This window comes from Nocardia ignorata NBRC 108230 (genome assembly GCF_001612905.1).
Taxonomy (GTDB): Bacteria; Actinomycetota; Actinomycetes; order Mycobacteriales; family Mycobacteriaceae; genus Nocardia; species Nocardia ignorata.
The window spans coordinates 269566-294254 of sequence record NZ_BDBI01000005.1; the positions used below are offsets into that span (position 1 = coordinate 269566).

A 24689-nucleotide genomic window follows, 5' to 3' on the forward strand; every position below is an offset into this window, starting at 1 on the left:
ACTTCTGCCGAGCTGCTGTGCCGGCCTGGGCCGTGTTCGCCGCCGCCGACCAGCAGGCCGATCACGAGTAATGCAACGAGGGCGGCGATGACGATTCCGGTCACTTTCACCCAGCGAGGTGTGGGTGAAGCGGGACGTGGACGAGGCGTTGGTTCGGTCATCAGGATTGCCCTTCCGGTGGACCTACGAGGTCGGCTGCGTTTTGCAATACAGTATGTATTCAACAGCGACGAAATGTCTAGGGCGATGCCAGAACGTATAATCCGGGGGTGCCGAAGTTATGGAGCGAGACGATCGATGAGCATCGCCGTGCGGTGCGCGACTCGATCCTCGACTCCGCTGCGCGGTTGGCGATCGAGCACGGGGTGTCGTCGGTGACGATGTCCCAGATCGCGGAACAGGCGGGCATCGGGCGGGCAACCCTGTACAAGTACTTCTCCGACGTGGGCACGATCCTCGGTGCCTGGCACGAGCAGCAAGTCGGCAACCACCTGGGGCAACTGGAGGCGGCGGGCGCGGCGGAGGGCGACGCTTCGCAGCGTCTGGACATCTTGCTGAGTACGTACGCGAGGATCCTGCGAGAATCTCGCCGTCACCACGGCACCGATCTCGGCGCGCTTGTCCACCACGGATCGCATGTTGTTCATGCCGAACAGAAGTTGCGTCAGCTGATGACCGATTCGATCCGCGCAGCTGCCGCTATCGGCGCCGTCCGAGCGGATGTACCTGCCGCTGAACTGGCGGGTTACTGCCTGCACGCGCTGGACGCCGCTGTTTCGCTGCCATCCGAGGAAGCGGTGCAACGACTGCTCGGGATCATCAAGGCCGGGTTGGATCCGGCTTGAGCTGCAGTCTTCCCGCGACGCGCCGGGCTCGCTGGACGCCGAGCACGCGTGTCGAGCATATCCTCGGCAATCCGGGGTAGGTCGGTTCCGTGGGGGCGTATGCGAGGAGGCGGTTCACCATGTCTCGACGTTCGATCATGCTTCGACGGTTCGTTCCATGCGTCGCTCTGGTCGCTTTAGTTGCTGTCGGCTGTGGCGATGACGATTCGGGCGACACAGCCGCGACTTCGGCGCCTGCACTGTCGCCGAGTTCGACCAGTACTACGGCCCCCGCCGGCACCTTCAACGACGCCGACGTCACGTTCTTGCAGATGATGTACCAACATCATCAGCAGGCTATCCAGATGGCGGACCTGGTGCCGTCCCGGTCCCAGGATCAGCAGGTGATCGATCTCGCGGCCGATATCAAGGCTGCTCAGGCACCTGAGATGGCTCAGATGCAGTCGATGCTCACGGAGTTCGGAAAGTCGGTGCCGTCGGGTGGTGAGGCGATGGGGCACGACATGCCAGGGATGATGTCGCCGGAGCAGATGTCGTCGTTGGACGGCATGTCCGGGCCGGAGTTCGATCGGATGTGGTTGGAGATGATGATCGACCACCACAACGGTGCGGTGCAGATGGCTCAGACCGAAATCGCCTCGGGCGCCAATCCCCAAGCCAAACAAATGGCCGAGACCATCGTGTCCACCCAGCAGCGTGAAATCGACCAGATGAAGGCGATGCTCGAGCAACGGTGAAAACGGGCGAATTCGGCTAGGGAGCGGCGATACCAGCTGACTGCCTGAGGAGCCGTCGCGTGCGAAATGTGTCTCGGCTATGTCGGTTGTGCTGGCCGATGTTGGCGGCCGCTGCCGCGGGAGTTGGCTTCGGGCTATGCGTTTCGAGAGCCTGGTCGGTGCTGGGTGTCGACGTCCGGGTTCAGGATCGCGTTTCGGATCGCTTCGGCTACGCATGCGACGGCGCAGCGCGCGATGGTTCGGACGGCGGGATGGCGGGCGATCCGTAGGGCGGTGGCTGTTGAGGAAATAGCAATCGTCTCCTTCGAAGAAGGGGTGGTGGCAGCAAATGGTTCTGCTGCCACCACCCCTTGTATTTCGGTTACCGCCTACTGCGCGGTCGACTTGAACCGGCGAAGGCGCAGGCTGTTGCTCACCACGAAGACCGAGCTGAACGCCATCGCGGCGCCGGCCAGCATCGGGTTGAGCAGGCCCGCCATGGCCAGCGGGATCGCGGCCACGTTGTAGGCGAAGGCCCAGAACAGATTGCCCTTGATCGTGGCCAGGGTGCGTCGCGACAGGCGGATCGCGTCGGCGGCGGCGCGCAGGTCGCCGCGGACGAGGGTGAGGTCGCTGGCCTCGATGGCGACGTCGGTGCCGGTGCCCATCGACAGGCCCAGGTCGGCCTGGGCCAGGGCGGCCGCGTCGTTGACGCCGTCACCGACCATGGCGACGACCTTGCCCTCGGCCTGCAGCCGCTTCACCGTGTCGACCTTGTCCTGCGGCAGCACCTCGGCGATGACCTCGTCGATGCCGACTTCGTCGCCGATGGTGCGGGCGGCACGGGCATTGTCACCGGTGAGCAGGATCGGCGTCAGGCCGAGCTCGCGGAACTGCGAGATGGCTTGGGCCGAGGTCGGCTTCACCGCATCGGCGACAACCAGCACACCGCGCGCCTTACCGTCCCAGCCGATCGCGACCGCGGTCTTGCCCGCCGACTCCGCTTCCGCCAGCACGGTTTCCAGCTTCTCGTCGAGCGGCTGTGACCAGTCGGCCAGCAGTCGCGCCCGGCCCACGATCACCGCGTGCCCGTCGACCACGCCCTGCACGCCGAGGCCCTCGACATTGGCGAAGCCCTCCACCGGCAGCAGTGTGCCGAACTCGTCGCGTGCGCCCTTGGCGATCGCCTGCGCGATCGGGTGTTCCGACGAATCCTCCAGCGCACCAGCGAGTTCCAGCACCTTGTTACCCAGTTCGCCGTCGGCGGGGATCACGTCGAGCAGCGTCATCTTGCCGGTGGTGACGGTGCCGGTCTTGTCCAGCACGATGGTGTCGACCTTGCGGGTCGATTCCAGCACTTCGGGTCCCTTGATCAGGATGCCCAGCTGCGCGCCGCGTCCGGTGCCGACCATCAATGCGGTCGGCGTGGCCAGGCCGAGGGCGCACGGGCAGGCGATGATCAGCACCGCCACGCCCGCGGTGAAGGCCGCGGCGATGGAACCGCCTGTGCCGAGCCAGAATCCGAGCGTGGCGACGGCCAGTGCGATGACGATCGGGACGAAGATGCCGGAGATCTTGTCGGCCAGCCGCTGTGCCTGCGCCTTGCCGGTCTGCGCGTCCTCGACGAGCTGTGCCATCTGGGCGAGTTGGGTGTCGGCTCCGATTCTGTTGGCGCGCACGACGAGTCGGCCGCCGACGTTCACGGTGGCCCCGGTGACAGCGTCGTCGACACCGACCTCCACCGGCACGGACTCGCCGGTGAGCATGGACGCGTCGACCGCCGACGTGCCCTCGGTGATCACACCGTCGGTGGCGATCTTCTCGCCCGGCCGCACGATGAACTCGTCACCGACGACCAGCTGCTCCACCGGAATTCGCGTCTCGACGCCGTCGCGCAGGACCGCGACGTCCTTCGCGCCGAGCTCGAGCAGTGCCTTCAGTGCCGCCCCCGCACGTCGCTTGGACCGTGCTTCGAAGTACCGTCCCGCCAGGATGAACGTGGTCACACCGGCCGCGGCTTCGAGGTAGATGCTGCCCGTGCCGTCCATCCGCGCGATGGTGAATTCGAACGGGTGCTTCATCCCCGGCGTGCCCGCCGTGCCCCAGAAAAGGGCGTACAGCGACCAGCCGAACGCTGCCAGGGTGCCCATCGACACCAGCGTGTCCATGGTGGCGGTGCCGTGCTTCAGGTTGGTCCACGCTGCCTTGTGGAAGGGCAGCGCGCCCCAGATCACGACCGGCGCGGCCAACGTGAGCGAGAGCCACTGCCAGTTGGTGAACTGCAGTGCGGGGATCATCGCCATCGCGATCACCGGGACGGTCAGCACCAGCGAGACCAGCAGGCGGGTGCGCAGCGTTGCGGTGGGGTCCGCTTCGGCGGCGGGCTCGTCGGTGGTCTCCGGCTTCTTCGGCGCGGGCAGCGCCGCGGTGTAGCCGGCCTGCTCGACGGTGGAGATCAGTTCCTCGGGGGAGACGTCACCGGTGAAGTCGACCCGCGCCTTCTCGGTCGCGTAGTTGACCGTGGCGGTGACCCCGTCGAGCTTGTTGAGCTTCTTCTCGATCCGGTTCGCGCAGGAAGCGCACGTCATGCCACCGATCACCAGTTCTACCTGGCCGGTGCCCGGTGGGTGTGTCACGGTGGTCATGGGGTGCTCCTTCGTTGTGTCGACAGTGGTGCCGAATTGATTGGCGTTGCGTGGATCCGATGGGGCCGACCGGGGCTAGTAGCAGGACCGACCGGGGAGGTTGGCATTGAATGCGCCGTTGCGCCGAGCGTGTCAGTGTCCATGGCCGGGCGCGCCATGGTTGGCGGGCGCTGTCGGCGCTGTCGGCGCTGTCGGCGCTGCCGCAGCTTCGTTCGAGGTGGTCACGCTGAGGGTGAATTCAGCGGTGCGCACTACGCCCTGATGTTGGAAGTCCAGGAACAGCCGATAGTCGCCGGTACTCGGTGCGTTCACCACGAAGTCGACGCCGGGCCCGGCCGGGGTGACCCCGTCGCCGGGTGCACCCTCCGGATGAACGTGCAGGTAGGCGAGGTCGGCCGCGCGCAGAGCGACCAGGTGCCCGTAGGCGCCGAGGTAGGGCTGCAAGTCGGTGACCGGTGCGCCGTTGCGGCTGACCGACAGGGTGACCGGCGACGCGGCGCCCGGAGTGATCGTGCCGGTCAGCGTGATCTCGTACTCGCCGACCCGAGCCGTCGCCGCCGGGGCGGGTAGGGCCTGCACGTCGTAGTTGCCCGCGACCCGGAGGTCGGCGCCGAGGGTCAGGTTCGACCCGCCCGCCGGGGTGAAGTCGGCGAAGACCCGGTAGTCACCGGCCCGGCTCAGATTCAGCGGCACGGACCAGGTCCCGGCCGGATCCAGCACCGGGTGCACGTGCTGGAAACCGGCCATGTCGCGCCGCACCACGATCAGGTGCAGGTCCTTGTCGTGGCTGGTCTGATACTTCGTCACCGGGGCGCCGGTGGCATCGAGGATGCGGAAGGAGATCGGCGTCTGCGCCGCCGTGGTGGTGTTCGGCTTGTCCAGCTCCAGCGTGTAGCCCTGATCGGTGACCATGAGGCCGCCGGGCATATCGGTGGAGGGGCCAGGGGCACTGGGTGCGGCGTGGCCGCCGTGTCCGGCAGGTCCACTCGGATCAGGGTCCGGTCCGATTGTCGCGCCGACGGCGACGGCGATTCCGAAGACCGCGGCGAGGCCGACGGCGAATCCGGCGAACTTGGTGGTGGCATTCATCGAGAGTTCCGCACTTTCTGTACTTGGTTGTCCGACAAGGGGATCGGATCAGCCGATGAGGGTGGGTTGGCGGGTGTCACGCGGCCACCTCAGGTGTTCTGCGTCGATGACGTAGGGATGGGTGTGCAGGTAGAGGCGGTCGCTGACCCGGATCGCGTCGACCAGGCGGGCGGGATCGATGGTGCCGACCTCGTGCAGGTGGGTGATCTGCTCGGGATCGTGACGCGGCCAGGACCGCAGCGCGACTGTGGTGCCGACAACTGCGAGTGCCGCCAGCACCACCCAGGTGGTGGTGAAACCGGCTGCGCGGGTGAGCCATCCGGCGATCGGGTAGGTGAGCAGCCAGGCAAGGTGGGACAGCGAGAACTGGGCGGCGAACAAGGCCGCACGGTCGGCGGGCTGCGACGAGCGACGCAGGATCTGCCCGGTGGGGGTGAGGACCGCGGCGGTGCCGGCACCGATCAAGGCCCACACGCCGATCGCGGCACCCCAGCGCCACTGACCGCCGGTAGCGGTCGACAGCGCGATGGCCGAGCTGAGACCGACGATCAACGTCGCGGCGCCGGACAGCATCACCGGGCGCGCACCGATTCGGTCCAGGACCCGCGGCAGTGACAAAGCGGTGATCATTGTTCCGAAACCGTTGGCGGCCAGCAGCATCGCCACGCCGGTCTGGGATCCACCGAGGGTGTCACGGACGTAGTTGACGGTGTTGACCATGATCACCGAACCAGCCGCGGCGACGACCAGATTCAGACCGAGCAGCCCGCGTAGGCGTGGAGTGGCGGCGAAGATCCGCATGCCGACCGCGATCCGTTCGCGGAAGCTGCCCTGAGTGGTGGCGCCCGCGTTGGGGATTCGGGTCGAGATCACCAGGGCGGCGGAGACCACGAAGCCGATCGCGGTGCCGACGAACAGCCAGTGGAAGCTGATCAGGGTCAGCGCGGCCGCGGCCAGCATGGGGCTCAACAGTGTTTCCATGGTCGCAGCGAGTTGGGCGGCCGACAGTGCGCGGGTGTAGTCACGTTCGTCGGGCAGGATATCGGGGATCACTGCCTGGTAGGTGGGGGTGAAGGCGGCTGAGGCTGTCTGTAGGACTGCGATCAGGACGTAGATGTGCCAGATCTGGTCGATGAACGGCAGCGCCAGTACGACGCCGCCGCGAATCATGTTGAGCGAGACCAGGAACAGTCGGCGGGGGAATCGGTCGGCGTAGGCGGCCACGATCGGGGCGATCGTGACGTAGACGGCCATCTTGATGGTCAATGCGGTGCCGAGCACGGCTCCGGCATCGGCTCCGGCGAGTTCGTAGGCGAGTAGTCCGAGCGCGACCGTGGTCAGGCCGGTGCCGAACAGGGCGGTCATCTGCGCGGTGAACAACCGCATGTAGTCGCGGTTGGCGAACAGTGACGTGATCATCGGGGTTGTCCTTCTACTTCTGTGGCGGTGCGTGGCACCTGCTGAACGGGCTACCGTCCAGACCCGCTGACTTCCCCGAGGATGGCCACCGTGTCATCGAATCGGAGTCGATAACACGGTGGCGGGGGGTCAGTTCTGGACGAGCTCGTAGCCGAGGTTTTCGACGGTGTCCTGGATCAGCGCGTCGTCGATCGCGCCTGCGCCGATGACGGTCATCCGGCCGGTGGCGAGTTCGATGTCGACACCGTTGATGCCGTCGAGCTTGCCGATCTCGTTCTTGACCTTGCCGACGCAGCTGCCACAGGACATGCCCGAAACGACGTAGGTGCTGGTGCTGTTGTTGGTGCTCATGACCGTTTGTCTCCTTGTGCTTCAGGGGCGTTCCGAGAACAGACGATACGACAGTCAAGGTTCGTTGTCTACCCCTAGGGGGTATACGTATTGATGACTACCAGTACCCCCAAGGGGTATGTATGGTGGCGGAATGACAAAGTTGAATCGGATCGTCGTTGTCGGAGCTTCGCTGGCGGGACTGCGCGCCGTGCAGGCACTACGCGCTGCGGACTTCGCCGGCGAGATCACCTTGATCGGCGCGGAAAACCACGCACCCTATAACCGGCCGCCCCTGTCGAAAAGTGTCCTGGACGGCGACGACGACATCGCACTCCCCGGCGCGGAACAGCTAGAGGGTGGTTGGCTGCGCAACCGCCGAGCCACTTCGCTGCGCACCGACGAGCGCCTGGTCGTCCTCGATGACGGATCGGAAATCGCGTTCGATGGACTGGTGGTGGCGACCGGCGCGAGCCCGCGCCGCTTCGATGCGCAGCCCGCGGGCGTGCACAGCCTTCGAACCGTCGACGACGCTCTCGCCCTGCGCGCCGAGCTGGCGGCCGCACCTGCTCATGTCACGGTGATCGGTGGTGGCTTCATCGGAAGCGAAGTGGCGTCCACCGCTCGACGGAGAGGAATCTCGGTCACCCTGGTCGACGCCGGATCTCACCCCATGGTCACGACGTTGGGAACGCACGGCGCGCGGTGGCTCGCCCGGCACCATCAGCGGCACGGCGTCGACCTTGTGTCCGGGGTCCGGGCCCTCGGCTTCGATGGGGAAAGCCGGGCCACCGCGGTGTTGTTGAGTGATGGCCGTCGAATTCCGACCGATGTCGTCATCGCGGGCACCGGCGTCGTACCGAATACCGCCTGGCTGCGCGGGAGTGGGCTGAAGCTCGACAACGGTGTCGTGTGCACCAGTTCGTTGTTCGCCGAAGGGGAATCGTCGATCGTCGCCGCGGGTGACGTCGCCCGCTGGTCACACCCGCTGTACAACGGCGAACTGATCCGCGTCGAACACTGGGCCAACGCCAATGAACAGGGCGCCCTGGCTGCCCGCAATCTGCTTACTGGTCTCGACGCAGCCGAAACGTATGCGCCGGTACCGTCTTTCGCGACGCATATTCACGGTGCCCGCATTCAGGTCGCTGGTGTGCTCGCGCTCGCTGACGAGGAGCGGATCGTTGTCGACGAATCGGCCGAGGATCGCCTCGTGGTCGCCTTCTCGTCGCGCGGCGTCCTTGTTGGTGCGGTGGCGGTGAACGCGCCGAAGGATCTCATCCGGCTGAAGCGCGCCATCGCCGCGCGCGCCTCGAATGACGAGATTGCGGCTTGACGGACCAAACGCATCGTGGTCGGTAGCTGTCGCGGCGTGGCACCGTGATCTGCTGGCTTCGAGGATGGGGCGACGCTTCGTATCGCAGCCCCATCCTCGAAGCGTTGACAAAGCTGCAACGAACCGGCTAAATACTAAATTACTTAGTAGATATGATCGGAAGGTTCGTGTGATTCGGCGGTCCGCGTCTGCGACACCCGAGGGGGTGTCCGCTCGAAAGAGCGTCGGTGCGACCCGGACTACTCGGCGCATCATTGCGAGGCGTAGTCGGCCATCCGCGATGGTGGTGGGGGTTGCGCGCTATTACGCTTCGCGTGTTCTGCGGCCAATGATCATCTCGCTGCGTACCACGCCTCGTGTCACCCTCGCGGGTCGAACCTCCCGCGGAGAACCGGTCAGCCTGCGCCCTCCGAGACTGTCCGACGCCGCTACCTGGCGCGAGATCCGAATCGCCGATCGGCACGCGATCGAGCCGTTCTGGGTGACAGACGATCGCGGCTGGGAAGGGCGCCACCGTGAGCGGATATGGATTCACGAGTGGTTGTGGTCGAGGTCGGAGGCGAAGGCCGGCCGAGTCCTACGCACGGTGATCGAGGTCGATGGTCGATTCGCCGGGCAGTGTGACCTGTGGATGCACGACGAGCGCGGCGAGCTCAGTATCTGGGTCGACTCACGACTGGCCGGGCGCGGCGTCGCCGGTGCGGCAGCTCGCCTGCTCATCGGCTACGCCTTCGACCAGTTGGGTCTGGCGCGGGTCACGGCGCCTATCGATGTGGACAATGCCCAGTCGGCTCGGTTGGCCCGCCGGATCGGTTTGGTGCGCGAGGGGACGATGGTCAGCTATCTCAGCGTCGGTGGCAGGCGCCGTGATCACGATCTCTGGGCCGTTTCCGCGCCAGCTTGGACGGCGCTGTGGGGGCATACGACCGAGCGGTCCCCGATGACGTCATCGAATACGTAGAGATATAGTATGTGTTGGCGCGCCGGACGCCGCTGCGGCACGGTCGGGCGGAGAACGGGAGAGGGCGACGATGGGTCATCGATTTGGAGAACTGGAAGCGGTTGTGATGGATCGCGTCTGGTCGGCCGACGACACCATCACCGTCCGGCAGGTCTACGACGACCTACTGCGTGACCGCGAGATCGCGTACACGACCGTCATGACGACTATGGACAACCTGCACCGCAAAGGTTGGCTCGAGCGGGAACGGCTCGGCAAGGCCTACACCTACTGGGCCACGCTGACGCGTGAGCAGTACAGCGCGAAGCTGATGCGCGATGCACTCGGTGACGGTGGCCGGTCCGATTTGGTGCTGGCGCATTTCATTGATCAGATCACCGAAGACGAATCGAACGCGCTGCGAACTGTGTTGCGGGGATTGACTTCCCGACGGAAGAAGGACTGAGCCGTACGGTCCTGATTTGCCGCCGTCCGCGCCGGGCCTGGTGATTGGGCCGTATATGCCACGACTTCGATCCGAAATCGGGCAACCGTGTGGCGCCAGCGTGGTCGTGATCTACTATTTGTCTTAGTAGTTTGCCGGGTGGCGGAGGAGATGCAGTCGTGACGATCTCGCAGTGGCCGATTCAGCGGTGGTTGGTGGCGCTGGCCGTGGGGACGGTGGTCGCTGCGGTGGTGGGCGTTCCCACCGGGGTGATTCAGACGCCGTTCTATACGCGGATGACTCCGGTGCTGTGGTGGAACTACCCGATCTGGCTTCTCACCGCAGTACTCAGCGGTCTCGTCGCGGCGACCTACGTACGAAGTCGGATGCCGTCGACCACGCGCTCGGCGGGGCTGTTCGCTACGCTCGCATCGGCGTTCGCTGTCGGTTGTCCGGTGTGCAACAAGCTGATTGTGGCACTGCTGGGAGTCAGTGGCGCGCTCAGCATCTGGGCGCCTCTGCAGCCGGTTATCGCGGTGGCGTCGCTGTCGCTGCTGGTATGGGCGCTGCGTCGCAGACTCATGGGCGAGCGCGCGTGCCTGGCACCCGCTCCGGCGGACATGCGCGCTGTTGAAGCGGATCCTCTGGGTCGGTAATCGTCCGTGTCAGTCCCGTCGGTTTACGGACCGAAATAGTACTGTCACTCGCGGGGGAGCAGGAGGTGACCGTCGATGCTCAATCTGCTCATAGTCCTTGCCGTGGTGGCGGCCTCGACGGCGTTGGCATACGCGGCGGCCCGCGTGGGGCAATCGGGACCGGCTGCGAGGGATGTCGCGCCGTTCTTGTCGGGCGCGGAGGCCACCGAGCACGCTGTGTCGCGTTATCACGTGCGCTGGTACACGATCACGATGATCTTCCTGGCCTTCGACATGGAAATGGCGTTCATGTATCCGTGGTCTGTCGTCGTCGCCGATCTCGGGGCCATGGCGGTCGCCGAGATGTTCGGATTTCTGGCGGTGCTGATGATCGCGGTCCTCTATGCCTGGCGCGAGGGAGCGCTGCGATGGGTCTGAACTCCTGGTTGCGTGGGCGAGTTGCCGTTGCGCCGTTCGTGGTGACCGCCCCTGGTGGTACCTCAGTACGCGTGGCGGTTGAACGCGAGATCCGAGAACACGGTCGGTTGCAGGTGGGCAGTCCAGCCGCGGCCGACCTGCTGGTCGTCGCCGGACCGGCCGACGAGGAATTCGACTCCTACGTCACGCGGGTCTTCGACAGCATGCCGCTGCCCCGAGATCGCGCGTGGATTACCGAACCCAATGCTGCCGCAACAGAAATCGGTGCCGCGATCGTTCGTCTGCGCGCTGGAGTAGCTGCTGTCTCACCACCGTCGCACCCCGAATCCGTAGACGGCCCACACCAACAGCACCACAGGACGAGTGGCCACGACGCTGAGCCGGCGCCGGTGCGCGAGCAGGCTGCGGTGCACGAGCACACGCAGCACACCGCAGGGGATGAGCACATGGGGCACGCCGCAGAGCATGAGCACATCGGGCATGCTGCGGAACACCAGCACATCGGGCACGCCGCGGAACACGAGCACATGGGGCACGCCGCGGGCGGTGCGGCGCACGGTGGGCACAACCACGATATGGGCATGATGATGCCGGGTGGGTTGGCGATGGCTGATCGGGCGGATGATCGGGACGGTCTGAAGCTCGACGTGCTGACGGTTCCGTTGGGGCCGGTGCTCGCCTGGTGGCCCGCAGGCCTGACCGCTGTCACACGATGGCAGGGCGATATCGTCTGCGACGCAACGGTTTCAGTTCTCGCGGCACCATCGGGCACCGTGCCCTTCTGGTTGAAGCCGTGGTTACACCCAGGGCAGGTCGACGCAAACTTACGGGGACGATGGCGAGCGGCACGGGCGTTGGACTCGGCCTCGACGCTGCTGACGCTGGCGGGATGGTCGGATGCGGCGACGACCGCGCGCCGGTTGCGAGACGAATTGCTGGCCGGTGAGCTGTCCGGGGCCGGTGAGGTGCGGCTGCGCCGTTGGACACGTCGGGTCGCGGGCTCGTGGGTACTGAGGTCGTCGCTGCGTGATGTCGGACGCATCGCCGAGGGATCGGACGTACCGGCGGGGTTGGTCGGCGACGCGCATGACCGGCTGCTGCGCTGGATCGCCGAGACGGACCTGGCGCGCCGACACGAGGAAAAGACCACAGGCGGATTCATCGATGCCCAGATCACTCGATGCCAGTGGATCGTCGACACGTTGCCGACACTGCTTGCCGGAACGGAACTAGCGGAGGCCCGCTTGACCGTGGCCAGCCTCGATCCCGACATCGAGGTGCTGACCGCATCAGTTGCGGAGGCGGCGCATGGTTGAGTCGGCGCCCTGGTGGCAAGCCGCGTTCTTGCCGGTCGTCGTGGTGGTCCTCGCCTTCGCCGTCGAGGTCTGCCAGGGGGTGCTCAACGCACGAGTCGCTGGAGCTTCCGCGCCGGTCGCCGCGTTCGCACCGGCGCGGGCTGTCGCGCTACTACTCACCCAGCAGCGCCGCCGGATCGTCGGTGCTGATGTATTGCTCTGGCGTTGTGCGGGATTGATACTGCTGGTCGGCGGTGTGCTCACAGCGGCGCTCGTGCCGGTCGGTGATCGCGTCGTGCTGGGCGGTAGCGTGTCGCTCGCGTGGTTCAACGCGGTCGAGATCCTCTCCTGGGCGGCGGTGTGGTTGGCCGGGTGGGGCGCGGACTCGGCTTTCTCGCTCGTGGGTGGGTATCGCTTCGTCGCGCAGGGCCTGGCTTACGAGTTGCCGCATATGTTCGCGTTGATCTGCGCCGCGGTGGCCGCCGAGTCACTCGAGATCTCCGACATCGTTGCCGCACAGCAGGACCGGTGGTTCGTTGTGATCATGCCGGTGGCTTTCGTGATCTATCTGCTCTCGGTGCCGGCGATGTCGTTCACCGCGCCGTTCGATGCTCCGGTGGGCGCGGATATCGCTGGTGGAGTGTTCGCCGAGGTGTCGGGAGTAGATCGCCTGGTCCTGATCGTGGGTCGCCGGGTGCTGTTCGTGGCAGCGGCTGCGATGGCGGTGCCGTTGTTTCTGGGCGGTGGTGCCGGTCCGTGGTTGCCGGCCTGGCTGTGGTCGCTGGTGAAGACACTGGCCGTGCTGGGGGCGCTGATCTGGCTCGGGCGGAGCTGGCCGATGATCAGGATGTCGCGCTATATGGAGGTCGCCTGGATCATTTTGCTGCCGGTGATTCTGCTGCAGGCGTTGGTGGTGTCGATCGTGATGATTCGCTGAGAAGGAGCCGACGATGTGGGCGCAGGTGGTCTTCTGGGTGTGTGCGGTCGGGGCTGTCGCGACCGGGCTCGCGGTCTTTCGTGTGGATTCGATGGCGCGTGCGACCTTCGCGTTGCTGCTGTCGTTCTGCTTTGCCGCGGGCACCGTGTTTCTGGTCGACCTGGACTACCTCGGAGTCCTCGTCGTGCTGATGATGATCATGGAGATGGTCATCATGGTGGTGTTCATGATCATGTACATGATGAACCCGGCAGGGCTGATGCCGATGTCGATGGTGCACAACCAGAAAGCGGCGCTGGGCATCTCGGTGGTGGTCTTTCTCGGGTTGGCGAGCGTCGCGCTGCTGGTCGACTGGCCGGCACGGGAGCAACCTCGGCCCGCTGACCCGACGGTTCAGCTGGGTGAGTCCATCATGGGCTCGAAGATGCTGGTGATGATCGTTGTCGGGCTGGTGCTGTTCGCCACGATCGTGTCGACGGTGGTGCTGGCAACCCATCGGGGCCGCTACGACCGCTACGGCGACCGGCTCGACCAGCGCATTCCCGACGATCCCGTCAAGGGCGGAGTGGGCCGATGAATCTGCCGGAATATCTGCTGCTCGCTGCGGCCTTGTTCAGCATCGGGCTTTACGGAGTGCTGTCTCAGCAGTCCATCGTGATGATCATGATGGGCGTGGAACTGATGATCAACGCGGTCATCGTCGCCGCGGCGGCGTTCTGGTATTTCGCCTGGCCATCCGCCGACCCCCAAGTGCTCGTGCTGGTCGCGATGACTGCCATGGCGGTGGAGATGGCGGCCGGGTTCGCCGTCACTACGGCCATTTTCCGCGCTCGCGACATCGACATGGTCGATATGGCCGACGACCTGAAGGGCTGAGGCGATGCTGTGGTCACTGATCGCGCTGCCGGGTCTGGTCGGCGCGGCCCTGCTGGTGTGCGGCCGCCGTGTCGACCACGTCGCGCCGATGCTCGGCGTCACGGTCGCGGCGGTAAGCACGGTGCTGGCCGTGCTCACCGCCGTCGAACGGCCAAGTGGGTCGGCTCCGCTGCTGGCAGGGATACCGTTCGCGGTTGGGGTGGACGGGCTGTCGGCGGTGATGATCGTCACCGTCGCCGCGGTGACCACCGCGGTGCTGGTGTTCGCGACCGGTGATCTGGGTGCCGACCAACCACGTGCCCGGTTCTACGGTCTCATGCTGGTCTTCGCCGCGGCCATGCTCACCACGGTGGTGGCGCAGAACATCGTCACGTTGCTGATGGCGTGGGAGATCATGGGCGCCGCGTCCTACGCGCTGATCGGTTTTCATTGGCACGACGACTATCGTGTGTCCTCCGGCCTGGTCGCTTTCCTGACCACCCGCACCGGCGATGTCGGTCTCTATCTCGCCGCCGGTGCCCTGTTGGCAGGCGGAGACGTCACTCTCGCACTGGGTTCCGCCGCCGGGGTCGAGGGCGGATGGCGCGACGTCGTGGCCGCCGGGGTGCTGCTGGCCGCACTGGGCAAATCCGCACAACTACCGTTCAGCTTCTGGCTCTCCCGCGCGATGTCCGGCCCCAGTCCGGTCTCGGCGTTGTTGCACTCCGCCACGATGGTCGCCGCGGGGGCGTACCTGCTCCTTCGGATGCACCCGCTGCTCAAGTCCACCTCGTGGGCGGGTCCGGCTACGGCATGGATCGGAGTCGCCACCGCGATCGTGCTCGGTGCCGTTGCGGTATGCCAGGCCGACTTGAAACAACTGCTCGCCGCGTCTACGTGCGCTCAAGTTGGCTTCATCGTCGTTGCTGCCGGTGTCGGTGGAGTTGCGGCGGGTACAGGACAACTCGTCGCCCACGCCGGCACGAAGAGTCTGCTGTTCCTCGGTGCCGGTGCCTGGCTCTCGGCGCTGGGAACCAAACAGCTCACGGGTCTGCGTGGAGTGGCGCGTACCTATCCCATCGTCGGCCTGACCTTCACCATCGGTGCCCTCAGCCTGGCGGGCGTGCCCCCGTTTGCGCTGTGGCCGACCAAAGACGCCGTACTCGCCGCGGTCCGATCGGATTCGGGCGCGTTGTACCTGGCCGGCATGGTCGCCGCCGTGCTCAGCGCGGTGTACGCGGGTCGTGCACTCGTGCTCGTGTGGTCCCGGCCGATCGCCGCCACCGATAGCTTCCGCGACACCGAGGAGGTCGGAACTCGTCGGGTGAATGTCAGCGAACGGTTGTCGCTGGTGGCGCTGGCTGGGGTCACCCTGGCCGGGGGAGCCGCCGTGCTGCCCTCTGTGCGTGACAGATTCGCCGACATCGTCGGCGGGGGAGCGATGGTCGAAGCCACATGGTGGGAACTGGGGATGTCAGGGCTTATTGCGGTGTTGACCGTGCTGGTCGTGCGCGCGGTGATTCGTCGTCGCGGCGACCTTCCCGCGCCGACGGCGGCTGCCGACTGGTTCGGTCTGGAGAAGGCAGCGCACTACGCGGTGGTCGTGCCGACGCTCACTGTGTCGCGATGGCTGGCGGATTTCGACGACCGGGTGCTCAACCGCGGCGTATATGCCACGGCCACCACAACTCTGGCGATCTCTCACGATCTCGATCAGCGCGTGGAGAAGCCACTTGACGCGGCGGTGCGCGATACCGCCGCCGCGGCACGCGATGTGGGGCGATGGGCACGCCGTCCGGAAACAGGCCAGGTGCACCAGTACTACGCCCAGGCGGTGGTAGGTCTGCTGCTCCTCGCGGTGATGGTGTTGACCTTGCGATGAAACACGGTGTCACAGTGACGAATTTGCCGCGAACAGAGGTGAGGTAAGCGTGCTCAGCATCCTGGTGTTCCTGCCGATGATCGTGGCGGCTGTGCTGCTGACCATGCCACGCATCGGCGACCGCGTGTCGCGATGGACGTGGGTCGTGGTCAGCGCCGTCGAGGTCGTGCAGGTCGTGGGGTTGTGGATCGGCTATCGCCGGACCCCGCCCGTCGACGGCGGATTCGCCTACGAGGAGCGTCGTTCCTGGATTCCTACAGTCGGTTCCAGCTATCACGTCGGCGTCGATGGATTCAGCTTGCCGCTGGTCGCGTTGACCACCGTGCTGTTCCTGGCCTGCGCGATCTACTCGTTGCGCGAGACCCGCCGGGTTCGGTTCTACGCCGCACTGTTCCTGTTCCTCGAAAGCGTCTGCCTCGGCGTATTCGTATCCCTCGATCTGGTGCTGTTCTTCGTCTTCTTCGACCTCTCGATCGTCGGAATGTACTTCGTGATCAACGGCTGGGGGCACGGCCAGGCGCGGCGGGCGGCGTTGCAGTTCTTCCTCTACACCTTCATCGGCTCGCTGGCCCTGCTGCTCGGTTTCATCGTCCTGTACCTCGCGGCAGATCCGCACACCTTCGACATGGTCGAGTTGACCGAGGCAAACCCATTGGCAGGCAATACCGCTCGCGGTGCGGTCGCGCTCGCTGCCATTGTGATCGGCCTCGCTGTCAAGACACCCACGGTGCCCTTCCACACGTGGCTCCCGCCCGCGCACACCGAGGCACCGGCCGCCGGATCGGCGATCCTGGCCGGCGTGCTGCTCAAACTGGGCGCCTACGGTTTCGTGCGGATCGCGATCCCGATGCTGCCCGACCAGTGGCGGCGCTACGCCCTGGTGATCGTGATCGTCGGCGTGATCAGCGTCCTCTACGGCGCGCTGGTCGCCCTCGCACAGACCAACTTCAAACGCATGATCGCCTATACATCCGTCAACCACATGGGCTATATCGTCCTTGCCGTCGGTGCGGCCGGGCTGGTCGCCGACAACACCGAACAAGCGCGCACGTTGGCGATCACGGGCGCGGTGACTCAAATGGTCAGCCACGGGCTCATCACGGGTGCGCTGTTTCTGCTCGCGGGGGTGCTCTACGAACGTCGACAGACCTACAACATCGACGCCTACGGCGGTTTGGCCGGGCAGGCACCAGTTTTCGCCGCCGTCACCGCCGCTGCGATATTCGCCTCGCTCGGCTTGCCGGGCTTCTCCGGGTTCATCGCCGAGTTCCAGATCTTCACGGGATCGTTCGCGCCCGCACCGGTGTATACAGCCTTGTCGGTTCTGGGCATTCTGATCACCGCGGCTCTGCTGCTGCGCGCCTACCAACGGATGTTCCTCGGCGAGTCGACGAGTGGGGCGTTCGCGGATTTCACCGGTCGCGAAGCTGTGTCGATTATTCCGCTGATGGTGGGTTCGCTGGTGATCGGGATCTTCCCCCGTTTCCTGCTCGATGTGATCGAACCGGCCGCGCGGACGCTCGGTGTGCTGGTGGGGCGCTGAGATGGGGGAGATGGACCAGTTGTCCGACGACATGATGGTCACGGATCTGATCGCCCTCGCCCCGGAAGCGGCCCTCGCGCTGGCCGCTGTCCTCGGATTGCTCCTCGGCTCGTTCCTGCCGCGCACCCGACAGTGGCCGGTGCGTATGCTCGCGGCGGTCGCCGCGACCACAACCATCGCCACGACGGTGGCGGTATGGCAACGCGAGGTCCACACACTGTTCGACGGCAGCTACGGCATCGACACCGCGACCAACACCGTGCGGATCACCGTGGCCGGGTCGATTCTGCTGTTGCTCGCGATGTCGCAGCCCGAAACCCGAGGCAATGCACGGGAATCGGAGTTCGTGGTCTTGCTGGTCCTCGGCGGACTGGGCGCGGTACTGCTGGCCGGGGCCAATGACTTGCTGGTGCTGCTCACCGGCTACCTGCTCGCCAGTATCCCGCTGTACGCGCTCACCGCTTTCGGCAAGGACTCGCTCGGCACCGAGGCGGCGTTGAAGTTCTACCTGATGGGGGCCCTGTTCGGCACCACGATGCTCTTCGGCGCGACGCTGCTGCTCGGCGTGGGCGGCGGTACGGACTACCCGCTGTTGGCCACGACCACCTACGACGCGCCGCGCGCCGCGCTCGGCATCGGCGCCGTCGCGGTGCTGAGCGGACTGTTGTTCAAAGCCGGGGCTGTCCCCGTGCACTTCTGGGTGCCCGATGTCACGCAGGGTGCGCGCCCTGCGGTCGCCGCCATCGTCACGACGGTGCCGAAACTCGGTGCGGTCGTCGCCATCTACCGGCTCGGCGCGCTCGTGCTCGACCCGAGCGGTCTGAACTGGCGCCTGCTAGTTGCCATCATCGCCGCACTGTCGATGACCCTGGGAAACTTCGCGGCCTTCTTCCAGACCGATGTCCGTCGTCTGCTCGGCTACTCGACGATCAGCCAGGTCGGCTACCTACTGGTCGGCGTCATCGCCGCGGACCGCAGCACTCTCGCGCTGCCCGCCGTGCTGCTGTACCTGGCGGCCTACGCCCTCACCAATCTCGGTGTGTTCGCGGTGGTCTGCGCACTACCGCGGTCGCACTCCATCAGCGACTACACCGGGCTGATCCGCCACAAACCCGCGCTGGTCATCGCGCTCATCGTCTGCCTGCTCGGCCTCATCGGCACTCCACCCACCGGAGTGTTCGTGGGCAAACTGACGGTCTTCACCGCCGCCTTCGATGCCGGGTTCGGGTGGCTGGTCGTGCTCGCGCTGATCAACGCGGTGGCCAGCGTTTTCTACTACCTGCGCTGGATCGTTCCGGCCGTGAGCGGCAAGCCCGCCGTCGACGGAGAACATCCGGGGTCGTTCTCGGTCGCCGGGGCGGTCGCCTACTGCGCGGCGACCGCGTCGATCCTGATCGGCATCTTCGCCGGGCCGACCCTGAACGCGATGCAGGGTTCACTCGCGGTGCCCTGATTATTCGATCGAACGGCGAGTTTCGGGTCAGCTCACATACGACACCACTGCCATCATTCCGGCCTCACCGTGATAGATGTTGTGGCAGTGGACCATCCACTGTCCAGGATTATCGGTGTCGAAATCGACTTCGAGAGTCTTCATCGGCAGCACTATCGAGGTGTCCTTGCGCGGGCCATTGCCTGCTGGGGTGACCACCTGGAACGTATGGCCGTGCAGATGCATCGGATGGAACATCATCGTCTTGTTGACGAATCGCAGGCGAACCCGTTGTCCCTCGGACACGTCCAGCGGCGCGTGGTCGGGGAATGCTTTGCCGTTGATGGTCCAGATGTACTCCTTGTCATCCACGGCGAGTGTGACGTCGTGTGTCTTGTCAGGCTTGCGGGCAGGGAGCCGAACAGCGTCAGCCGCGGTCAGTACTGCTGCGGTGACGGGCACGGTGGCGAGTTCGGTGGGGCGCACGTCGCGGACCGGCGGAGTTCCCCCGCCGGTCCGAATCAACGCGAAACCTTGTGGCCCGGTCTTGCCCTCGGGAACGGCGACCACGGGAAAGACACCGTCGGCCAGATCGACGATGACGTCATACCTCTCGCCCATGCTGATCAACAGATTCGACGCCGACTGTGGTTGCACCGGAAAGCCGTCGCTGTGCGTGACACGCAGCTGATGGCCGCCGACAGCGAAACGGAACGCAGTGTCGGACGCGGCGTTGATGATCCGCAGACGTATGCGCTGACCGGGGCGACCCGCGAAAGTGACAGGGTCGGTTCCGATACGGCCATTGATCAGGTAGTACGGGTAGGTGACATCGCCCGGGTCCTCGCCGAGCGGAGCGTTGGGATCGGTGGGCATCATCATGGTCGTGGTCGCTCCACCCATGTCCATGCCGCCGTGACCACCTCCCGACGGTGTCGCCCCTCCCATGTTCATGCCCGCCATGCCTTTGGCGCGCAACTGTTCGAGCTCGCTGTCGGGGTTGCGCCCATCGACACCGTCGAGCCAATCATCCAGCACGACAACGGCTTCCAGGTCATAGTCCTTGCCGTCCTCGGGATCCTCGATAATCAGCGGTGCGTACAGGCCGCGGTCGAGCTGCACTCCGACGTGCGGGTGGAAGAAGTAGGTTCCGGCATCGGGCACGGCGAACTCGTAGCGGAAGGTGCCGCCGGGGTCGATCGCGGACTGGGTGACGTGCGGGACCCCGTCCATGTCGTTGCGCAACGCGATGCCATGCCAGTGCACGGTCGTCGGAGCCGGGAGGGAATTGGTGATGTCGGCACGCAGTACTTCTCCGCGACGGATCCGAATCTCCTGCCCGGGCAGGGTGTTTCCGAAGGCCCAGCTGCGCACCTGGACGCCGCCGAGGTCGAGGGTCGTCGGCTCTGCGCGGAGCAGGACCTCGCGGACTGTCGCGTCGGCGGCGCGACGGCTGTTCTCCGCAGCCTGCACGGCTTCGGATCCCGGCTCGACAAGGGTCCGCGAACCCGGTGGGTTCTGCGAACAGGCGGTGAGTACAGCGGCGGTGGCCGCACCGGTCCCGAGGGCGAGGAACCCTCGCCGACTCATCGGACCGGAAGGAAGGTGACTGGACGGCATGGGCTCTCCCTTGTGCGTGGTCATCCGAAGACCCCGCTCGACAGCGATCGAACGTGCGAGCGACCTCGGGCTCAGTTCAGACTAGCAAATATCTACTATCTAACTTAGTAGCTGATCGGCTCCGCTGTGTTGCGGGTTTGGCGATTCCGAGAACGTCGGCCGAGGTCGATAGTGCTGTGACGGTGGCATTTCTGGTGCGTAACCACTTGATCGAGCTGCGCGGAAATGTTGCGCCGACGCGCAGGCGGTGTCAATACTATCTATGTACGTAGGATGTATCGCTGACCGACTCGGGTCGCGGGTCCGCCCTTCTTCCGGCTGTGCGCGGAGCGGCGGTTCGTGCCGCGAGGATGCATGCGACGCGTTTCGCCTCGAGGTAGGGAGGCCGGCAATGGGTTCGCGAGGATTCGGAGTGCTGGAGTCTGCGGTGATGGACCGTTTGTGGCACCGCGCGGGGCCGACCACGGTTCGGGAGGTGTTCGAGGACTTGTCCGGTGACCGGTCCCTGGCATACACGACGGTGCTGTCGACGATGACCAATCTGCATCGCAAGGGTTGGCTCGACCAGGTGCGTGAGAGTAAGGCATACAGGTATGTGCCGATCTTGACGCGAGAAGAATACGGCGCGCGACTGATGCACGACGCTCTTCGCGCAGGGGGTGAGTCCGCCACGGTCCTCGCCTGTTTCGTGGAAGGGATCAGCGGCGAGCAATCCGAGAGTCTGTGTGCGGCGTTGGCCCGGTATCGACTGTCGAACACTTCGGAGTCCTTTCCGCGGCTACCCTCGAAATGATCTGTGTCAGCGCGCTCGCCGCTCGATCGGCACCAGCATCTTCGCGGCGTCGATCGATCGGTGCTCGTCACAGCCGAACGGCGTGATCGCCAAGGAGATCCCGTCGGTGCGGTGGTGCCCGAAAGCAATGCCTTCACCGCGCTCCTCGTCGGCGCAGATCGCGATTCCGACCGCTGCCAGCAGCGCGGCGACCAGCGGACCGATGGTAACCAGTGCGGTCGCGGTGCTGATGTGTAGGCGGGCGCGCACCCGCTGCGCGGGGTCTGCCGGTGTAGCCAGTCGAGCGATCCGCGCCTCTACCCCCACGCTGGCGGCGCCGAGCACGCCCGCCGTTTCGCGGCCGTGTGACAGTGCGATCAGTGCTTCCAGCACCGTGCGGTGGCCGTGTGTGCGGGCGGCCGCGTCATCGGCACACATCTCGATGAGTAATGCGACTTCCCTTGCAGCCGTACGGAACAGCGCTATATGCGGGAAAACCGAGACGAGTCCGCGAGTCAACGCGAGGAGAAGATGATGACGGCCTCTCAGATGCGCTCGCTCGTGCGCGAGAACGGCCAAAAGGTGACGGTCTTCGAGAGCTGCGATGATGCCTTCGGTGACCACGATCGTGGGTGGACTGCCTGCGACGCAATAGGCGACCGGTTCATCGACGTCGATGACCACCGCGTCCAGCCCGCCGTGATGGCGGCCGGCGATGCGTGCCATCCGGGAGTGCTCGTAGGTCGTGTTTCGCGCGTGCAGCAGGGTGCGTATCAATTTGTAAGCCAGCGTCGAACCCGCCACTGCGGCGGCGCCGGTCAAGGCCAGCAGGCCGACCTGCACGATGCCACCGTAGCGGCCGATCGCGGCATCGTGTAACTGGAGAAAGCATTCGTCCAGAACACCCGGCCCACCGGGGTTGGCGAGGTCGCGTATCCCATCGGCGACGAATACGAGGACAGCGAGGACAGCGGAAACGCCGACCGAAACGATCGCGATCAACCAGGCCACCACGCCGAGGCGCGGTGCGGTGCCATCTCGGGTGAATCGGCACAGCACCCGCGGCGCCAGGACCGCGACGGTGAATCCATAGAGCAGCAGACACACCGCGACGCTCACAGGCGGCCTTTCGTCGGGGAGGGTCGAGCCGATAGGTAACCTAGATCATTCGGCCGTCGCGATTCGGGCATACGATTCGCATTACTGGGTACGTACGTAGACAGTAGTGAAGTGTCGGACTGACGGCAACGACGCCTCCTCCGCGACTCGGTTTCCGGACGGGGTCCCTGGCCAAGCGCTTTGTGGGCGGTCTATGCGACAGATAACGCCTCGAACAGATCTACGATCTGCCTGCGTCGATGATGTTCTGATGTCGCGCTACGCAGGTCAATGGGTTGTTGCGCACTGGGAAGCACGCCTGTGGCCAGTGGCCCCACATGGCCGCGACTCGCCGCGGCCGTGGCCGAACGGTGGATGGTCAGCTCTTGGTACGACTGGGTTTGATGCGGCGGAGTGCAGCGCGCAGGGCCTCGGATTCATCCTCGCTGATCTGTTCGACGAAATGTGCCAGCACGAGATCGGAACGGGTGCCTTCGAGAGCGCCACGCATGAGCTGAGCGCTGTATTCCTCGCGGTTCAGGGTCGGCCAGTACAGGTAGGCCTTGCCGTGGCGTTCGCGATCGAGCCAGCCCTTGCGGTGCAGGTTGTCCATCGTCGACATCACCGTGGTGTAGGCGATCTCGCGTTCGACCAGCAAACTTTCGTAGACGTCACGCACGGTGAGGTCATCTTCGGCCGCCCATACGCGGTCCATCACGACGGCTTCGAGATCGCCGAATCGGTGTGCCACGACCAACCTCCTGACAAGAACCTTAAATCTACGTAGCAATATCGTAGGTTGTTCGGTGATGTCCTGTCACATCGATCCCGGTCGAAGCATCGCGGCAGAGGCGACCGACCGTACGCCGATCGCCCCTTCCGCATCGGGTTCGCTACCAGCTGCCGGTACGCGGCAGCGGGAAGCTGGGCCGGTGGTTGTTGAGCAACGGAGCCTGGTGGTTGCGATGGTTGCCGTGGCGGCTGCCGGGGTGGTGGTCGCGGCGGCCGACGTCGTGTGCGGCGGCGATCTCGGTGGCTGAAGCGGCAACGCCGGCGTCGGCGAATGCCGGAGCCGCGAGCGCGGCAGTTGCAGCGAGAGCGGAGATCGCGAGCCCGACGCGGATAGCGATGCGGCGCGTGCCCCGCCGTGAGTATTCGGAGTTCATGAGGACCTATCTCGATTATCTACTATCTATGTACGTAAATAGTAGATGGATGGATGGTGTTGCCCGGTACGGTTTGTTGGGGGTCGGCCGCTGGCGACTTGTCGGCCGACCCCCTGTGATCAAGGGTTGGGTCACATCTGACAGCACGAGGCCATCATCGAGCACATCCAGTCGCACAACATCTTCATCGGGTTCATCGGTCGGTCACCTCCTTTCGATCGGTGGGGGCGTATCAGGCATCGGGCACCGGTGGTGGTACGTCCACCACCGCGCGGTGGGGGTCGCAGCTCGCCCGGCGATCGAAACAAATTCGTCCTACGATCGCGCCAGGCCTGTCGCGCGATGCTCGGCGCCGAGATGGTCGCAGCCGTTCACCGCGGCACGGCCTGTAGAGGAGGTTTCGGGTGGCGGGCGGTGGATTCGGCGAGCTGGAATCGGTGGTCATGGACACGGTGTGGTCGGCTGCCGAGCCGGTCAGTGTTCGCCAGGTGCGTGAGGTGATCGCCGCCGGGCGTGAGATCGCCTACACCACGGTGATGACCACCATGGACAATCTGCACCGCAAGGGCTGGCTCGACCGCGAACGCCGCGGCAAGGCCTACCTGTACTGGCCCACGGTAACCCGCGAGCAATACAGCGCCGGACTGATGCGCGCCGCGCTCGCTGCGGGCGGACGGGCCGACGAAGTGCTGGCCCGATTCCTCGAAACGATGACCCCCGCGCAATCGCAGCGGTTGCGCGAGGCGCTGCGCCGACGTCGTCGAGCAACCCACGATCCCGGTCACGTCGACTAGCGCGGCCCGGAGCAACCGCGAGGTGTGCAGTGGCCACCGTCGTCGGATGGGTCGTGACGCCCGGTGTCGGCGCGATCGTGGCCGTGCCCGGCTGCGCCCCCATCGGTGCTGTGGCCGTTGTCGACGCGGCTGTTCCCGTGCCAGGCGGTACCCCGGCCGTCGTCGACGCCTGCGGGTCGGCCGCTGGTCCCGGAGGCCGACGGCGGTGCAGCGGTTGCGGGGACGGTGGCCAGGAAGGTCGCTGCGGCGGCGATCGATGTCGCCGCCAGTAACCGGGCGAGAAGTCGATGTCGTGGGGGTTGGACGGAAGTGCTCATGGTGGTGGTTCCTTTCATCGGTGCCGGTGCGGTTTGCCGCCCAGTGGGCGGGGGATAGCCACGATCCGACGAACGGTCGGCGATGGTCACGTGCTCGTCACCGGGGTATGTCGCGGATGTGACGCCTGTAGGGCGGCGGT

26 protein-coding genes are annotated in these 24689 nt (G+C 65.6%); 16 read left to right on the forward strand and 10 right to left on the reverse strand.

All coding sequences use genetic code 11. From position 1 onward, the window contains the following. Positions 1–269 precede the first annotated feature (269 nt). On the forward strand, positions 270–845 hold the full coding sequence (locus NI2_RS05035; protein ID WP_067486467.1) for a TetR/AcrR family transcriptional regulator: 576 nt from the start codon (positions 270–272) through the stop codon (positions 843–845). Positions 846–982: 137 nt separating this feature from the next. After that, complete coding sequence (locus NI2_RS05040) at positions 983–1582, forward strand: DUF305 domain-containing protein (protein ID WP_243749902.1); 600 nt, start codon at positions 983–985, stop codon at positions 1580–1582. Positions 1583–1950: 368 nt separating this feature from the next. Here NI2_RS05040 and NI2_RS05045 read toward each other — a convergent pair whose 3' ends face one another. The 4 genes from NI2_RS05045 to NI2_RS05060 all read right to left on the reverse strand — a co-directional run bounded on the left by NI2_RS05045 (position 1951) and on the right by NI2_RS05060 (position 7065). Then, complete coding sequence (locus NI2_RS05045; RefSeq protein ID WP_067486470.1) at positions 1951–4206, reverse strand: heavy metal translocating P-type ATPase; 2256 nt, start codon at positions 4204–4206, stop codon at positions 1951–1953. Positions 4207–4338: 132 nt separating this feature from the next. Beyond that, positions 4339–5295 (reverse strand): DUF8832 domain-containing protein, encoded by a 957-nt coding sequence (locus tag NI2_RS05050; RefSeq protein ID WP_067486473.1) that lies wholly within the window; start codon positions 5293–5295, stop codon positions 4339–4341. 48 nt (positions 5296–5343) lie between these two features. Continuing rightward, on the reverse strand, positions 5344–6714 hold the full coding sequence (locus tag NI2_RS05055) for an MFS transporter (protein WP_067486476.1): 1371 nt from the start codon (positions 6712–6714) through the stop codon (positions 5344–5346). A gap of 129 nt (positions 6715–6843) precedes the next feature. Next, a complete protein-coding gene (locus NI2_RS05060; RefSeq protein ID WP_067486479.1) occupies positions 6844–7065 on the reverse strand; it encodes a heavy-metal-associated domain-containing protein in 222 nt (73 codons plus the stop codon). Positions 7066–7198: 133 nt separating this feature from the next. Between NI2_RS05060 and NI2_RS05065 the strand changes: the two genes are divergently transcribed. The 5 genes from NI2_RS05065 to NI2_RS05085 all read left to right on the forward strand — a co-directional run bounded on the left by NI2_RS05065 (position 7199) and on the right by NI2_RS05085 (position 10838). Then, complete coding sequence (locus NI2_RS05065; protein ID WP_067487058.1) at positions 7199–8380, forward strand: NAD(P)/FAD-dependent oxidoreductase; 1182 nt, start codon at positions 7199–7201, stop codon at positions 8378–8380. Between the two features lie 328 nt (positions 8381–8708). After that, positions 8709–9341 carry a GNAT family N-acetyltransferase gene (locus tag NI2_RS32780; RefSeq protein WP_133734027.1) on the forward strand — a complete coding sequence of 211 codons (633 nt, stop codon included), beginning with the start codon at positions 8709–8711 and terminating at the stop codon, positions 9339–9341. Positions 9342–9411: 70 nt separating this feature from the next. Further along, positions 9412–9786 (forward strand): BlaI/MecI/CopY family transcriptional regulator, encoded by a 375-nt coding sequence (locus NI2_RS05075; RefSeq protein ID WP_067486482.1) that lies wholly within the window; start codon positions 9412–9414, stop codon positions 9784–9786. Between the two features lie 158 nt (positions 9787–9944). Beyond that, a complete protein-coding gene (locus NI2_RS05080) occupies positions 9945–10421 on the forward strand; it encodes a hypothetical protein (protein ID WP_243749903.1) in 477 nt (158 codons plus the stop codon). A gap of 75 nt (positions 10422–10496) precedes the next feature. Continuing rightward, the gene (locus NI2_RS05085; RefSeq protein ID WP_067486485.1) at positions 10497–10838 is read left to right on the forward strand and encodes an NADH-quinone oxidoreductase subunit A; all 342 of its coding nucleotides are present in this window, start codon (positions 10497–10499) and stop codon (positions 10836–10838) included. A 305-nt stretch (positions 10839–11143) separates the two neighbouring features. On the opposite strand, the gene NI2_RS05090 is transcribed toward NI2_RS05085, so the two are convergent. Continuing rightward, positions 11144–11410: a hypothetical protein gene (locus tag NI2_RS05090; protein WP_067486488.1), complete on the reverse strand. Its 267-nt coding sequence runs from the start codon at positions 11408–11410 to the stop codon at positions 11144–11146. Positions 11411–11419: 9 nt separating this feature from the next. Between NI2_RS05090 and NI2_RS33550 the strand changes: the two genes are divergently transcribed. The 7 genes from NI2_RS33550 to NI2_RS05125 are packed head-to-tail and all read left to right on the forward strand — an operon-like array spanning position 11420 to position 18803. Then, positions 11420–12154 carry a hypothetical protein gene (locus tag NI2_RS33550; protein WP_133734028.1) on the forward strand — a complete coding sequence of 245 codons (735 nt, stop codon included), beginning with the start codon at positions 11420–11422 and terminating at the stop codon, positions 12152–12154. Beyond that, on the forward strand, positions 12147–13070 hold the full coding sequence (locus NI2_RS05100) for a complex I subunit 1 family protein (RefSeq protein WP_067486494.1): 924 nt from the start codon (positions 12147–12149) through the stop codon (positions 13068–13070). Before NI2_RS33550 ends, NI2_RS05100 begins: the two co-directional genes overlap by 8 nt. Before the next feature lie 13 nt (positions 13071–13083). Beyond that, positions 13084–13647, forward strand: a complete 564-nt coding sequence (locus tag NI2_RS05105) for an NADH-quinone oxidoreductase subunit J (RefSeq protein ID WP_067486497.1) — start codon at positions 13084–13086, stop codon at positions 13645–13647. Beyond that, positions 13644–13946, forward strand: a complete 303-nt coding sequence (gene nuoK / locus NI2_RS05110; protein WP_067486501.1) for an NADH-quinone oxidoreductase subunit NuoK — start codon at positions 13644–13646, stop codon at positions 13944–13946. Before NI2_RS05105 ends, nuoK begins: the two co-directional genes overlap by 4 nt. Positions 13947–13950: 4 nt before the next feature. Further along, complete coding sequence (locus NI2_RS05115) at positions 13951–15807, forward strand: NADH-quinone oxidoreductase subunit 5 family protein (protein ID WP_067486504.1); 1857 nt, start codon at positions 13951–13953, stop codon at positions 15805–15807. Between the two features lie 49 nt (positions 15808–15856). Beyond that, positions 15857–17350, forward strand: a complete 1494-nt coding sequence (locus NI2_RS05120; RefSeq protein WP_067486507.1) for a complex I subunit 4 family protein — start codon at positions 15857–15859, stop codon at positions 17348–17350. Positions 17351–17360: 10 nt separating this feature from the next. Then, positions 17361–18803: an NADH-quinone oxidoreductase subunit N gene (locus NI2_RS05125; RefSeq protein WP_208115350.1), complete on the forward strand. Its 1443-nt coding sequence runs from the start codon at positions 17361–17363 to the stop codon at positions 18801–18803. Positions 18804–18830: 27 nt separating this feature from the next. Here NI2_RS05125 and NI2_RS05130 read toward each other — a convergent pair whose 3' ends face one another. After that, entirely contained in the window at positions 18831–20372 is a 1542-nt protein-coding gene (locus NI2_RS05130) for a multicopper oxidase family protein (protein ID WP_243749904.1), read from the reverse strand. A 421-nt stretch (positions 20373–20793) separates the two neighbouring features. Here NI2_RS05130 and NI2_RS05135 point away from each other — a divergent pair, with 421 nt between their 5' ends. After that, positions 20794–21195, forward strand: a complete 402-nt coding sequence (locus NI2_RS05135) for a BlaI/MecI/CopY family transcriptional regulator (protein WP_067486513.1) — start codon at positions 20794–20796, stop codon at positions 21193–21195. 6 nt (positions 21196–21201) lie between these two features. Here NI2_RS05135 and NI2_RS05140 read toward each other — a convergent pair whose 3' ends face one another. The 3 genes from NI2_RS05140 to NI2_RS05150 form a co-directional block, all read right to left on the reverse strand. Further along, on the reverse strand, positions 21202–22176 hold the full coding sequence (locus NI2_RS05140; protein WP_243749905.1) for a M56 family metallopeptidase: 975 nt from the start codon (positions 22174–22176) through the stop codon (positions 21202–21204). A gap of 475 nt (positions 22177–22651) precedes the next feature. After that, positions 22652–23023 carry a BlaI/MecI/CopY family transcriptional regulator gene (locus NI2_RS05145; protein ID WP_084475986.1) on the reverse strand — a complete coding sequence of 124 codons (372 nt, stop codon included), beginning with the start codon at positions 23021–23023 and terminating at the stop codon, positions 22652–22654. 142 nt (positions 23024–23165) lie between these two features. Further along, a complete protein-coding gene (locus NI2_RS05150; protein WP_067486519.1) occupies positions 23166–23438 on the reverse strand; it encodes a hypothetical protein in 273 nt (90 codons plus the stop codon). 404 nt (positions 23439–23842) lie between these two features. On the opposite strand from NI2_RS05150, the gene NI2_RS05155 reads away from it, so the two are divergent. Next, the gene (locus NI2_RS05155) at positions 23843–24232 is read left to right on the forward strand and encodes a BlaI/MecI/CopY family transcriptional regulator (RefSeq protein ID WP_084475926.1); all 390 of its coding nucleotides are present in this window, start codon (positions 23843–23845) and stop codon (positions 24230–24232) included. On the opposite strand, the gene NI2_RS33555 is transcribed toward NI2_RS05155, so the two are convergent. After that, a complete protein-coding gene (locus NI2_RS33555; RefSeq protein ID WP_133734029.1) occupies positions 24229–24549 on the reverse strand; it encodes a hypothetical protein in 321 nt (106 codons plus the stop codon). The two genes, NI2_RS05155 and NI2_RS33555, sit on opposite strands and share 4 nt — an antisense overlap. Positions 24550–24689 lie beyond the last annotated feature (140 nt).